General features: G+C 42.8%; 11 protein-coding genes. 4 read left to right on the top strand and 7 right to left on the bottom strand.

Features of this window, described 5'->3' with window-relative positions:
- The first annotated feature begins 3 nt into the window (after positions 1-3).
- From N8A86_RS10720 to N8A86_RS10710, 3 genes are all read left to right on the top strand, one after another.
- On the top strand, positions 4-906 hold the full coding sequence (locus tag N8A86_RS10720; RefSeq protein ID WP_273565380.1) for a histone deacetylase family protein: 903 nt from the start codon (positions 4-6) through the stop codon (positions 904-906).
- 77 nt (positions 907-983) lie between these two features.
- A complete protein-coding gene (locus tag N8A86_RS10715; protein ID WP_273565379.1) occupies positions 984-2,042 on the top strand; it encodes a nucleoside hydrolase in 1,059 nt (352 codons plus the stop codon).
- A gap of 89 nt (positions 2,043-2,131) precedes the next feature.
- Entirely contained in the window at positions 2,132-2,971 is an 840-nt protein-coding gene (locus N8A86_RS10710; protein WP_273565378.1) for a phosphatase PAP2 family protein, read from the top strand.
- Here N8A86_RS10710 and N8A86_RS10705 read toward each other — a convergent pair.
- From N8A86_RS10705 to N8A86_RS10695, 3 genes are read right to left on the bottom strand one after another with little or no spacing between them, the layout of a single operon-like run.
- On the bottom strand, positions 2,968-4,623 hold the full coding sequence (locus N8A86_RS10705; protein ID WP_273565377.1) for a solute:sodium symporter family transporter: 1,656 nt from the start codon (positions 4,621-4,623) through the stop codon (positions 2,968-2,970). The two genes, N8A86_RS10710 and N8A86_RS10705, sit on opposite strands and share 4 nt — an antisense overlap.
- 26 nt (positions 4,624-4,649) lie before the next feature.
- Positions 4,650-5,207: a sugar O-acetyltransferase gene (locus N8A86_RS10700; RefSeq protein ID WP_337251583.1), complete on the bottom strand. Its 558-nt coding sequence runs from the start codon at positions 5,205-5,207 to the stop codon at positions 4,650-4,652.
- A complete protein-coding gene (locus N8A86_RS10695) occupies positions 5,207-6,982 on the bottom strand; it encodes a glycoside hydrolase family 36 protein (protein ID WP_273565375.1) in 1,776 nt (591 codons plus the stop codon). The genes N8A86_RS10700 and N8A86_RS10695 overlap by 1 nt, the downstream gene beginning before the upstream one ends.
- A gap of 427 nt (positions 6,983-7,409) precedes the next feature.
- Between N8A86_RS10695 and N8A86_RS10690 the strand changes: the two genes are divergently transcribed.
- Positions 7,410-8,600: a multiheme c-type cytochrome gene (locus N8A86_RS10690; RefSeq protein WP_273565374.1), complete on the top strand. Its 1,191-nt coding sequence runs from the start codon at positions 7,410-7,412 to the stop codon at positions 8,598-8,600.
- Positions 8,601-8,606: 6 nt separating this feature from the next.
- On the opposite strand, the gene N8A86_RS10685 is transcribed toward N8A86_RS10690, so the two are convergent.
- From N8A86_RS10685 to N8A86_RS10670, 4 genes are all read right to left on the bottom strand, one after another.
- Positions 8,607-8,909 (bottom strand): hypothetical protein, encoded by a 303-nt coding sequence (locus N8A86_RS10685; RefSeq protein ID WP_273565373.1) that lies wholly within the window; start codon positions 8,907-8,909, stop codon positions 8,607-8,609.
- Complete coding sequence (locus N8A86_RS10680; RefSeq protein WP_273565372.1) at positions 8,876-11,662, bottom strand: CRTAC1 family protein; 2,787 nt, start codon at positions 11,660-11,662, stop codon at positions 8,876-8,878. Before N8A86_RS10680 ends, N8A86_RS10685 begins: the two co-directional genes overlap by 34 nt.
- 2 nt (positions 11,663-11,664) lie before the next feature.
- Positions 11,665-11,925: a hypothetical protein gene (locus N8A86_RS10675; protein WP_273565371.1), complete on the bottom strand. Its 261-nt coding sequence runs from the start codon at positions 11,923-11,925 to the stop codon at positions 11,665-11,667.
- 100 nt (positions 11,926-12,025) lie between these two features.
- Positions 12,026-13,903 carry a RagB/SusD family nutrient uptake outer membrane protein gene (locus tag N8A86_RS10670; RefSeq protein ID WP_273565370.1) on the bottom strand — a complete coding sequence of 626 codons (1,878 nt, stop codon included), beginning with the start codon at positions 13,901-13,903 and terminating at the stop codon, positions 12,026-12,028.
- Positions 13,904-13,906: the final 3 nt, after the last annotated feature.

Below are 13,906 nucleotides of genomic sequence, written 5' to 3'. Positions count from 1 at the left end.
ACGGTGCTCAAAATAGCCTACCACCCCATTTACAAACACCCATTGCCTGAGGGCCATCGCTTTCCGATGTTGAAATACGAGTTGTTGCCCAAGCAATTGCTCCATGAAGGCACATGTGAGTCCGACAATTTTTTCAAGCCTGAAATACCCAATGACAAGTATATCGTTGCGGTCCATGATCCGGAGTACTACTATGATTTATTGAACATCAAAATTCCACCAAAGGAGGCTCGAAAAATCGGTTTTCCATTATCCGAGGTTTTGGTAGAACGTGAACGTATTATTGCCGATGGCACGATAAAAGCCTGTGAATTTGCCATGGAACATGGTGTCGCCATGAATGTTGCCGGAGGCACACATCACGCCTATACCGATCGGGGCGAAGCTTTTTGCATGCTAAACGATCAGGCCATAGGTGCACGATATCTTCAGGCCATAGGTTTGGCAAAGAAAGTTTTGATTATAGATTTAGATGTTCACCAAGGTAATGGTACAGCGGAAATCTTTCAAAACGATGCTTCCGTATTTACCTTTTCCATACACGGGGAGGGAAATTATCCCTTTAAAAAAGAACAATCCGATTTGGATATTCCTTTAAAAAAAGGAACAAAAGATTCAGAATATCTTTCCATATTGAAAGAGAATCTTCCCAAACTTATCGATACCGTAAGTCCTGATTTTATCTTCTACCTCTCTGGAGTCGATGTTATCGCAACCGATAAACTCGGTACATTGTCAATGACCATTACCGGCTGCAAACAACGGGATGAATTTGTGCTCGAAACCTGTCATAAAAATCAAATACCTGTTCAGTGCAGCATGGGTGGTGGTTATTCCCCTGACATTAAAATTATCGTTGAGGCACATGCAAATACGTTTCGGGCGGCCCAAAAAATTTTCTTTTAATTTACATTGCTTCGCTACGCTCGCAAAGACAATCCCATTTTTTCGTAATTTCCGTTTCCAACTAAAAACATCCACCCATGAAATTGAAAATAATGCTCTTGCTCTTGTCGCCTATTTTGTTCTTAGTTTCTTCCTGCAAAGAAGAAAAGGCAAAACAGGCTAAAGAAAATCCGATTGGGAATAGTGATGTGAAAGATGCTTCCCAAAAACTAAAAGTAATTTTCGATACCGATGCCAATAACGAGCTTGACGATCAATTCGCCATCGCCTATATGTTATTCAACGGGGATGTGTTCAATGTAAAGGGAATTACCGTAAACGCAACAAGAAATGACCCTGATGTTCAAGGCCACTACGACGAAGCAGAACGAATCATGCAATTGTGCAACTTAAAAGGGGCAACCCCACTTTTAAAAGGGGCCGAGGGCAATTTCAAGGAAATTTCGGAAAACTTCGACCCTACCAATTATGACGGACAAGATGGTGTCAATTTCATCTTGGAAGAAACTAAAAAAGATTCCGTAATCGTAGTTGCGGTCGGCAAACTGACCAATATTGCCCTAGCCTTGAAGAAAGACCCGAGTTTCGCCGAGCGTACAAAAATTGTTTGGCTGGGAAGCAACTATCCCGAACCTGGTGAGTATAATCAAGATAACGATACCATTGCGATGAACTATGTGCTGAACAGTAAAATTCCTTTCGAGATGGTCACGGTTCGTTATGGAAAACCTTCAGGCACCGATGCCGTCGCTGTAACCAAAACCGAGGTTAATCAAAAAATGGCAGGTCTCGGCCCTAAAGCTACCGAACCGATCGTCGGTCGCCACGGTGGCACTTTCGAGACTTTTGGCGATTACGCCGTAAATCTTTTTGAGCATATTTTCGACCATATGGGCACTTCGGAGGTAACACCATCAAGACCTCTTTTCGATATGGCGGCCCTTGCGATTTTAAAGAATGACGATTGGGGAGAAACCCGGGAAATTCCATGCCCGATTTTGATAAATAATCAATGGGCGGAACGACCGACCAATGACCGTAAAATAATTCTTTGGGAAAACTTCGATAGGGAAAACATTCTAGAGGATTTCTATAGAACGATGCAAAACCCAAAACCCATTTCTCCGAATCACTGACACCTTTCCCTTTCGATTGTGTTAAAATTCAACGGGGATCCATCCGTGCTTCAGATGCTATTTATATAGATTCGTTAAAAAATTCCTGTATGCGGTACCGTATTTCTTTTGCTATCCTTATTTTTTTAATGGCCTGTGGGGCAAAAGCCCAAAACATATCCAACGACTCTGTTGATACGCGTTGGAAAATGTTGACTTATGATGCCGCCAACATATTCAAGGGAGTAGGATATTCTTACATACGTCCTTTTCATTGGAAGAGAAAACAATGGGCACAATTCGGGGGCGTTGTCGCCGGAACAGGGGCCATCTATCTCATCGACGACGATACATCAGCATTTATCAGAAGACAACAAGAGAGTGTTCCACAATGGATACGTGATTATGGGGAACTGTACGGAAATCCCGAAAACAACTATTTGGCAACGACGGGAGTCTATTTAGCGGGATTGATCACAAAAAACGAAAAATTACGGCGAACAGGAGTACTCCTAATCTCTTCGGCTACTTCGGCGGGAGTGCTACAACAGTTACTCAAATCGGTGGTGGGTCGTGCGAGACCCTTGGCCAATCTTGGTAAAGACACTTTTGACCCTTTCAATAGTAGCCGTAATTTTCACTCCTTTCCCTCTGGGCATGCGCTTTTGGCCTTTACCAATGCCTACGCCATAGGAAAGCAATTTAAAAGTCCATGGATAAAAGCCGGAATTTATACGATCGGGGCCATTCCCGGAATTTCAAGAATATGGGACGGACAGCACTGGTTGAGCGATTTCGTATTCGCCATCGCTATTAGTGTGGCCACGGTAGAATCCATAGACCGCTATCTCGACAAAAAGTACGATGAGAAATATAATACCCTTGAAAAAAAGGTAAGCTGGAACCTCAATTTTGGCCCGGGGACCCTAGGTATCGCTATCCATTTTTAAAATATAAAATATGTGCTCAGTACCATTACGGTGATAATCGCACCCGTTAACAAGGCATATTTCCATGGTGTGGTATCGATTTCATCGGTCACAAGCTCTTTGTATTCATGTGTTTGCGGTTTTAGTTTGCCCATCAGCAGCATAAAACCAACATTGAATACAAATAGAATGCCCATAATATGAAGAAAATGCGGATATGCCTCGGCCTTGATGATACTCAGAGCTTTAGGGTCGGTTATTCCGTTTGTCGCCGCTTCGGCCAATGCACTGTCGACCATCATCGGACTGACTACGAACTGGCTTACCAAATACATAAGAACACCAACGGTCAATACAATTTTTGCGGCAAAAGCGGGCACTCTTCGCGTATAGATTCCTATGACCACCACCGCTAAAATAGGAACACTTAAACTTCCTAAAGATTCTTGAATATAGGCGAACAATCCGTCCGGTGCCGAGGCAATAAAAGGGGCTATTAACAAGGAGACCAGAGCAAGGCACAACCCAAAGGCCTTTCCTGCTTTTACGGTCTGCTCTTCCGTCGCATCTTTTTTGAAAAACTGTTTGTACAAATCGAAACCGAACAAGGTAGCACTACTGTTCAGTAGGCTATTGAAAGAGCTGAGTACCGCCCCGAACAAGACCGCGGCGAAAAAGCCCAATAAAGAGGGTGGCAACACTTTGCGGACTAGTTCAGGATATGCCAAATCAGGATTTGTCAGATCCCCTTTAAAAACGTGCCAGGCTATTACTCCGGGAAGCACAACGATTACCGGAATCAAGAATTTGACCAAGGCCGCCAACATAACCCCTTTCTGGCCTTCCTTTAAGCTTTTGGCGCCGAACACCCTTTGTAAAATGGACTGATTGGTGCCCCAATAGTACACCTGTGCCAATATCATACCCGTAAAAATGGTCCCGAACGGAATCGAGGAATCCACCTCGCCCTGTAATTCGAATTTATCCGGGTGGTTTTCCCATAACACATTAATCCCTTCCCCGATACTTCCATCACCGACCAATTTCAATCCAAAATATGGAATCAATATACCCCCGACAAGTAGGCCGACCGCATTGATCAAATCCGAAACCGCCACGGCTTTTAATCCCCCGAAAATCGCATAAATGGAACCGATGATACCGATACTCCACACACATAAATAGATGGTGGCCTGCTGACTAACCCCCAAGAGGCTTGGAAGATCGAACATTGAACTAAAGGCCAACGATCCCGAATATAAAATGGTCGGAAGCAAAACCAGACCATAGGCGAATAGAAACAAAATGGACAATATGGACTTCGTCTGGGCATCGAACCTGCTTTCGATAAATTGTGGGATCGTTGTAATACCGCCCTTCATATATTTGGGCAAGAGTACTACGGCGGTCAATACCAGAGCTATCGCGGCCAAGGTTTCCCATGCCATGACCAGAATACCTTCGGTAAAGGCTTGCCCATTGAGCCCTACGATTTGTTCTGCAGAGAGGTTGGTCAACAGCAAAGAGCCAGCAATGGTTACCGCTCCCAAAGTACGCCCTCCTAAATAAAACCCATCGGCCGATTTTTCATTTGTGCCACGCGTGGCCCACCAAGCGATAAAAGCTACCAATGCCGTGAAACCTATGAATGATATAATTGAAAAAGAACCCATTGTGTAGTATTTTTTTGGTTTATTGTTTAGTTTTCGATTGGTTTTATCACCTTGCAGGGATTGCCCGCCGCGACCACATTCTCAGGAATGTCTTTTGTAACAACGCTTCCAGATCCAATAACAGAATTGTTTCCGATGCTCACACCCGGATTGAGAATCGCACCTCCACCGATCCATACATTATCTCCGATTACGACAGGTTTAGCAGATTCGATGCCAGAATTGCGCGCTTCATATTCCAACGGATGTGTCGCCGTAAAGATTTTGACCGCTGGTGCCAGCATCACATTTTTACCGATATGTACAGGTGCGGCATCCAAGATAATGCATCCGAAGTTGGCATATGAGTTTTCTCCCCAGTGAATATTATAGCCATAATCGCATATGAAAGGATTTTCTACATAAAATCCTTTTCCAGTACTTCCCAAGAGTTCTTTGAACAAATGTCTGCGTTGTTTCTCTTTATCCATGGGGATTTCCGAAATTTCCTTGACCAGCCTTCGGGCTCTTAATCTGCCCGCTATGAGTTCCTTATCAAATGGATCATACGGAAGACCCTGGGTCATCTTTTCCTTTTCTGTCATCACGCTCTTTTTAGGTTCTTTAGCTGAACCATTCCACAAGGTGGAACTTCGACTACTGTAGCTCCTTTAGAAAGTTCTATTTCACTTTTAGAAACTCTATTTCCTTGACAATCGAAAATAATTCCTTGAAAACTTCCGAAGTCATCAGAAGATTTGATTACAATTTCGGTAGTAAGTTGAGCATTTAAAATATGTAGATTCTCAGTAACACTATCCAGAGATATCACAAAATCATCATGTACACCGATAATCGTAAAATGATCTTGTACTGCTTTCTGAATCGGATAATTCGCCAACGGTTTAGAGGGAACGAAATTACCGTTCATGAGTACGTCTTGATTTTGGTTCCAGTAATCCGTATAGAAACGAATCATCTCAAGATGCTCTGGTGGCGTATCTTTTAATAGTACCGATAATTGAGGCACACCGAACATCGTGTTCATCAATTGTAGGGCTGCCACCTCAACTCGTTCGTCAAAATGCCATGTAATCATATCGGAATGTACGGCCGTTTCTCCACACAACATTTTAATATCCGCAATGCGTACCCGGTTCATCGTCGCATCGCCCGGACAGTCAAAAGCACGGAACATATTACCATATTTACGCATAGCCGGGCCTGTATATTTTTGACGGAATTCCACAAATACATCGGAATTTATAGCTCGCAATTCATTGATTACATCAGTCATCAAACGATCCACCGCCTCATTGATGGAACCATAATCACGACCGTCTTTTTTTCCTAGAGGAGTGTCTTTGTATAAATGAAAATCATCTATAAAGTCCAATTTGAACCCGTCGAGTTTCCAATCCTGCAAAGCACTTGTATATAAACCGATGAGATGTTGTCGAACCTCTGGGTATCTCGGGTCAAAAACAGGCGCCCAGCGATGGTCTTCAGTTAAGAACTTGCCCTTGAACTTTTGATACGCTTTTGATTTTTTACCACAAAACGGAACCGAATACCATAAGGCCGCTTTCATACCCACGTCATGGATTTTCGATATAAATTGACTCATTTTCGGAATACGGTCGGGCTGCCAATCTCCTGTATAATCATACCCCCGGTTTGAATCTTGGGTCTGCCAGCCATCATCGATGATAATCGATTTGTATCCTAATTCAGAAGCTATTTTGCACTCCGCCAACAACACATCTTCATTCAGGTTTTGATGAAACTGGTACCACGTGGAATACACAGGATGTTTGGCGATGTCCGGTACGGGTATCGGTTTTAGATTTTCGAAAGTTTCCCACCATGATGAAACATCCTTCAAGCTTTCGGAAAAATGGACAGACCGAGTATCGATACGCAATTGGGCCGCATAATGAGTCAATGCCATTTCTTGCTCCGTAAAAAAGGTGATATGGCAATGATAATGGTCGTCTTCTTCTCGAATACATGCGTCAAATAAAGTAGTGCTTATCGCATCGCTACAGGCGAAAGTGAGAATATTTGTGTCATCATGGCCAAAAAGGCAAATGACCGGGGCATCTATGGAAATTCGAGATTCCATGAACCTTTGTTCCCAATCATAATGCGTGCGTTTATTAAAGTCAGTAGTGGGCTGCCACATGCCTTTTACATTATGTGCGGGTATTTTCCATTGTAAGCTTACGGACTTAGGAAAGATTGCCTCCGAATAACGTATTTGAAAATCATGAAGGTGGATACCGTCTACGGAACTAATCTCTTGAAAAGCCATAGATTCGTAGTCTTCTTTGCAAAAGACATTAACTTCGGGTATTGGTCTGTTAGCTTTGCCTCCCATATATTAATTCTTGATGATTTCTAACATTGTAATCTCAATGTGCTCTTCCTGAAATACTATAGAAAGAAACTGTACTAGTAAACTACCTCGGGGCAAGCCCGAGGCATTGAAAGGAAACTTAAATTTAGATTTCGACCCCCGCCTGCCGGACGGGCAGGCCAGCGTCGGAGCATTTAAATCTCGATTATCGAGTAAAATGTAAAAGCAAAATCATAAATATACTACGCAAGTAGCTAATACTAAAGCGAATCATCAAACTTTAAAAACAGCGTATATAGAGGTTGTATCTGTATTGTCCCGACCGTTGACCAATATTCTTTATTTTTGATGGGAACTCATTATCGCGGAGCTATCAATATATCATACTATTAAATCAGACGCATCTTTGAACAAAAAGACTTTGTAATACCACAATGAAAAAAAATTCTTGGTAAAAAGCATCGTATTTTCAGCAGTTCTGCTGGTGGTGTCATTTATTTTGTATTTCAAATACTTCGATATGGAAGCTGATTACTACAGTCCGCCCATATTGGCAACGCATTATAACGGAGCGCAGTTTGTGGGTTCAAACACTTGCATCGAGTGTCATGCGGACATTTATAAAACCCATATCGAAACGGCACATTACAACACATCGGCACTTGCCGACTCAGCAACCGTTAAAGGTAGTTTTGAAAAGGGATTAAATACATTGGACCTTAATGATGTGATTTTTGAGATGGTGCAAGAAAGTGGGGCTTTATACCAGCATACCACAATAAAGAATAGAAATGTTCAAATACCCCCTGCTAAATTCGATATTGTCATCGGTTCAGGCGTACGTGGACAAACCTATCTAACTTGGAAGGATGATAAGCTTTTTCAGTTACAACCTTCATACCATACGCCCAGCGACAATTGGATAAACAGCCCCGGGTACCCATCGTATTATTTGGAGAGACCTATACGCGATGCGTGCTTAAAGTGTCATGTGACTTTCGCAGAAAACAAAGATTTCTCAGGGCAGGGAAACGAATATAGCAAGGAGCAAATCGTATACGGCGTAGATTGTGAAAAATGTCATGGCCCTTTAGAGAAGCATGTGAGTTATCATAAGAACAATAAGGTCGAAACCCCCAAATTCGTGATGCAATTCGATACCCTTTCACGACTACAACGACTTGACGTTTGTGCCCAATGCCATTCGGGGCTCCGTAGTGAGCTAATAAAAGGAAAATCTTTTTCGTTTCTTCCTGGAGAGAACCTTAACGAATATTCACGAAATGTCAATGAAGAAACCAACGCTACACTAGATGTGCATGGTAACCAGTACGGACTTTTGACCCAGAGCGAATGTTTTAAGCAATCGGCGAACATGGATTGCATGACCTGTCACGACCCCCATAAAAACCAACGTGACAACGCCTCTTATTTCAATAAAAAATGCATAGGGTGCCACTCACTTAACACGGTGGTCTGTACAGAGGACAATTCAAAAGTACAAGCCATGGGCAACAATTGCATAGCCTGTCATATGCCAATAACCCCTTCTAAAACTATGATGGCTCAACTGAAAAAAGATAGTTTGGAAACCTCTTTTTACATACGAACACACCTAATCGGGGTTTACCCTGAGTAGTTGGTCTCAATTAACTTTTATGAGTTGTGTCCAATCATCATTTTTGGCTACTAGAATATGTTGCGCTCCATTTTTCGTAATTAGCTCCATACCACGAACATCACCCACTATTTTGAGGCCTGATTCCATCATGGTCTTGGCATCGAAAGCACCTGAACCATCCCCTTCCAAATAGAGGCCAAAACTGGCATCGTTTCTTGGCGTTTCTACTTCGGCATTATAAAGGTTCCCGGCCAAGACCACATCGAGGTTGCCATCATCATTAAAATCTTCAACTACGAATTTGTTAATGCTCGAGACTTGGGCCATTTGGGAAGTGGTTTTGCTTTAAAGGTTCCATTATTGTTTTCAAGATATACACTCGCGAACGAAGTGATTTCATAGCTTAAGGCATTCTCCAACATTTCGGTTGTATAAATCTGTTTCAATGAGGCACTGGCAAAAGAATTATAATCCTGAAATTTTGCCTTTATCGCCGGCATTTGCTGCGATGAACATTGCCGACCGCGAACCGGAAACTCGGTCTCCCCCTTTTTGTAGCTCAAAACAATATCGGAAGTTTCATTACTGTCAAAATCGTTGAGATACACCTTGAACGGTGATTTTTCACTCGCTTGGTACTTGTAGTTCTTGCCCAGATTACCTACTACCAAATCTTCGTCACCGTCGTTGTCAAAATCTCCCTTTTGGATATCGAACCACCAACCCGAAGTCTTGCCCTGCAACATTTTTTCAGAGACATCCTCAAAGGAGGTTCCGCCTTTGTTCTTGAAAAATTTTATGGGCATCCATTCGCCTACGACCACGAGGTCTTCCCAACCATCGTTGTCGAAATCTATCCAGCTAGATGCCGTAACCAAGCCCAAAGCACTTAAATCTGGCAATATCTTTTGTGTCACTTCAACGAATTTGGGGCCGGACGAATCACTTATATTTTCCAAAATTTGAGAATCAGCAGGATATGGATATTTTTTCGGAATCAATCTTCCGCCCACAAACAGGTCTAAGTCTCCGTCGTGGTCATAATCGGCCGCGGACACGTTCTGGCCGCTTGTCTTTGTATCAGGAATGGCTTCTTTATTTCTTCTGAATGTATTGGATCCCATATTTTCATAGAATCGATCCTCATATCCCAAAGACCCGGGCTTGAATTCGTTGCCCCCCGAAGCGATATAAAAATCGTTGTCGCCATCCTTATCGGCATCGAAAATAAGAATGCCAAGGTCTTCATAGTATTTGTCCTCATCCAAATCTAGTATGAGCAGTTGCTCAAAATCACCCGCCTCATTCTGAACATAAGCCACCGCGGGCTGCCCAACGGCAGCTCCTACAATGTAATCATCGATGCCGTCTCCATTCAGGTCGCCTACTGCCAAAGACGGCCCCAATGTTGAGTTTTTATGTGGCAATAGCACTTCAACCTCAAAATCGTTAAACGGATTCTCTTGGTGCTTAAACAGCCCGATAGTATCCAATGCCACCGTCTGAAATCGTTTTTTAAAGGCATCAATCGATTTCGAACTACTCTTGTTCGAAGTCTTGCTTTCGTTATAGGCTATGGTCAATCTCTGGTCACCCTTAACATCGGTCATCTTCGTAACCCTTCCATTGGGCCATGTAACCAATATACTGTCAGCTTGTTTTTCGTCTCCTAGACCAAAATGAAGTAGGGGAGATACGGAGGATAAATATCCTCGTACGGTATTGTATTCTTGCACCTGAGCTCCCGAAGGGGAATAGATGGCAACCTTACTTCCGTTGGGAAGCACTTTGTCCTTGCCTTTCAAATCAAGGGTCAACTGGTTTTTATTCGTGGTGTTGTTTCTGTAGACACTTGCAATATCCTCCAAATTGTTGATGACCAGATCTAAATCGCCATCATTGTCCAAGTCGGAATAGGCTACTCCATTGGAGAATGTTTTTTCTTCAAAACCCCAATCCTTGGTTTTTTTGGAAAAGGTCAGGTCACCATTGTTCTTGAACATATAGTTACTCAATTTCTCGGAAGGCAATTCCTCGAGGTATTTCAAGAGCCCCACTTCCTCTTCCTTGTTCTTATAGTTGGGATCGTTTTCCATCTTATTGAAAAACTCACGGTACTTGCCGTAAAAATCCTTATTGTTGACATCCCTGCGAATGCCGTTGGTAACAAAAAGGTCTTTCCACCCATCGTTATCGAAATCGGCAAGCAATCCGCCCCAGCTCCAATCTGTGGAAGAAACACCTGCCAAACGGGCTACATTACTAAATACGGGCAACTTATCCGATTCATTGCCATTGTTCAACTGCAACGAATTTTGCATATATTGATGGTGCAATCCAGAATCTACTGATTCATAAAAAGCCGCCGGATCCATGGCTGACATGTTCGCTTTTGAACGAAAATTATCTTCGGCCGACATATCAAGCTGAAAAATATCCATATAGCCGTCATTGTTAAAATCGGCAATATCGGCACCCATGCCGAAGAACGATGTCTGTTGTAGGCTGGTATCGATTTGATTCGAAAAGGTTCCGTCTTGGTTATTTATAAACAGGAAATCGGGGGCATTAAAATCATTGGAAACAAAAATATCAATATACCCATCGTTATTGACATCGGAAGCGACCACGCCAAGGCTCAATCCAAAAGAGCGCAGACCTGCTTCTTCCGTTACATCGGTAAATTTACCATTGTCGTTTCGATACAATTTATCTGAATCTTCAGGGGCATGATTGTCGAGCATATAACTGTAATAGGCGACGGGTGCCACAAAACTGGTCGGTGGATAGTTGGTAACATATAAATCCAGATCCCCATCTTTGTCATAGTCGAAAAAAGTAGATTGCATGTTGTACCCGTTACAGTCAATACCATATTCGGCCGCTTTTTCAGAAAAGGTATTGTCTTGATTGTTGATGTAGAGTACATTATTGTGGGGAGGGTTTTTACCACTAACCGAACAGTAGATATCCAAATATCCATCTTGGTTGATATCGACAAAAGTCGTGCCCGAATACCATCGATCGTCTCCTTCGATACCTGCACTTTGTGAAATATCCTCAAATTCCAAATTGCCCATATTCAAATACAGTTTATTGGGCACCATATTTCCGGTAAAAAAATATCCTCTAGACCATCATTGTTGATGTCCCCTGTTGATACCCCTCCGCCCAAATACATATACGGGTAGGTAAAATAATTATAGGTATGGGTCTCAGTCAGTTCATTTTTAAAAGAGATACCCGTATCAGTGAAATCCAACTTAGAAAAAAGGGTCGTGGGCTCTTTTTTACATGAGAAGAAAAACACTATCAAAAAAAGAAAAAATATATACTTATTCATAGCAAATGAATTCAAAATCAAAACATGCCTAAAATAAGAATAACCCCGCACATTCGCGCTAAGGGTTATTCAAATAAAGTGTTAAAACCTAGATAAAATACTAGTATCCCGGATTTTGTATAAGCGAAGGATCCTTATCGATTTCTTCCTGTTTTATAGGCATGAAATATACATGGTCTTGCCATATTCTATTTTCAAAAACGATATTTGTCGGCGTATAGGTATAGTCGAACAGTGCGGTATCTTTTCTGTAATCTTCCGGTGTTACCGAAGTACCCGGTTTTTGGGTAGCCTGAACTACGACCTGCTGCACTTGTTGGTTCAACGATTGCGGACCTTCTAGCCAACGTTTCATGTCGAACAAACGTGCATCTTCGTTTACTAGCTCCTTATCCCGTTCGCGCTTATAAATCTCAAGCAGTTCGGAACCTGCGGAAGTAACTGCCGGCAAACCGTTTCTAAAGCGTAACTTGTTCAGCCAAGATCTAGCTTCGCCTTCATCTCCGCTATTGATACTTGCTTCAACATAATTCAATAAAACTTCAGTATAACGTATGTAAGGGGCATCTACTTTCTGAAGGTTGTTAGGCCATGAAGCTGGTATAGTGGGATCGGCAAATTTTCTGAAATAATACCCTGTTCTAGAACCGTTCCAATCCTCAACAGGACCTTGACGTGTATCTACACCATTTACAATCGTTCCATCGGAAAAGGTATAAAAACCTGTTTGTAGTTCATTGTACTTATCGAATTTGACAACATCATCTGTTCTTGGTTTCCATGGGGCCCCGTCGAATAAAAACGTTGAATAAAAACGAGCTTCTCGATTTTCATAGGGTGCCGCCGCGTGAACAGGATTGTTCCAATCAAATTCTGTACCATCGGCAAAAGTGTACTTGCTTACCAATGCTTCTGTTGGAGTCGTTCCGGCCCATTCGTGGTATCCGTTAGGGCCATGATATAAGGCCACCATACCGGGACCTTGAGACCAACCATCGCCACCAGGGTATGTTCTAGAACCGAATCCGAATTCTTGGACCAGTCTTCCCCAAATGAAATCTTGGTTACCGCCACCTTGCAACCAAATATCCTCATAGTTCTGAATGGCTTCTTCTTGTGAAGCAGGAGCTGAATAGTCCAATTTATATCCTGTTGTGGCATCCAACAATGCTTTTGAAGCTGCTTTAGCAGCTTCCCATCTTGAAGTTTGCGAACCACCGGTATACCCGATCAACTCGGGATTACTATACGATGCAATCGTAGGAACACTAGATGCCTTGGATGGCTCGTACAAGTCGCTGGCCGCATGGGTCAGCACTCTCGATTTTAAGGCCAAAGCCGTAATCTTGTGAACACGTGCCTTGCTGGCCGGGGCATCTTCCAAAAGTACGATCGCTTGGTCAATGTCGGATACGATCAAGTTTATCGTTTCTTCAAAAGTTCCCCTTGGGTTGTTCGCTTCGCTATCAAGCTCCAAAGGTTCTGTGAGCAACACAACACCACCAAATTGACGCATCAATTGCGTATAGTAGTATGCTCTCAAGAAATAGGCCTCTCCCAATAATTGATTTTTGGTTACTTCATCTAATTCGGCCTCGTTCTCCTGTAATCTCACAATGGCGATATTCGCATTACGGATAAACGGGTACAACTGTGGCCAACTGAACCACTGCATATCCATAAAACTGCCTGAGGGGTTCATCTTACCTTCGGTATAGCCATCGACGCCCCGCCCAGGGTGTGTGAATACCGCCTGATCCGTAAAGGCATCGGTGGTTTCTTCACGGGTCAAAGTACCGGCCCATGTGGCTTGGTACAGGTCTAAAACGGCTGCTTCAGCCAATTTTTTATCCGACCATACACTTTGGTCGGAAGCCTGACTTAATGGAGTGGTCTCCAAAAAATCGTCGTTACATCCTACAATCAAGAGGCCAAAGGCCATCAAGACTGCAATTTTTAATCCTTTTTTTCTCATCATAGT

Origin of the sequence: Maribacter halichondriae (assembly GCF_027474825.1) — a bacterium.
Taxonomy (GTDB): Bacteria; Bacteroidota; Bacteroidia; order Flavobacteriales; family Flavobacteriaceae; genus Meishania; species Meishania halichondriae.
The sequence above is the reverse complement of the archived record's forward strand: the minus strand, read 5'-3'. Positions and strand labels throughout refer to the sequence as shown.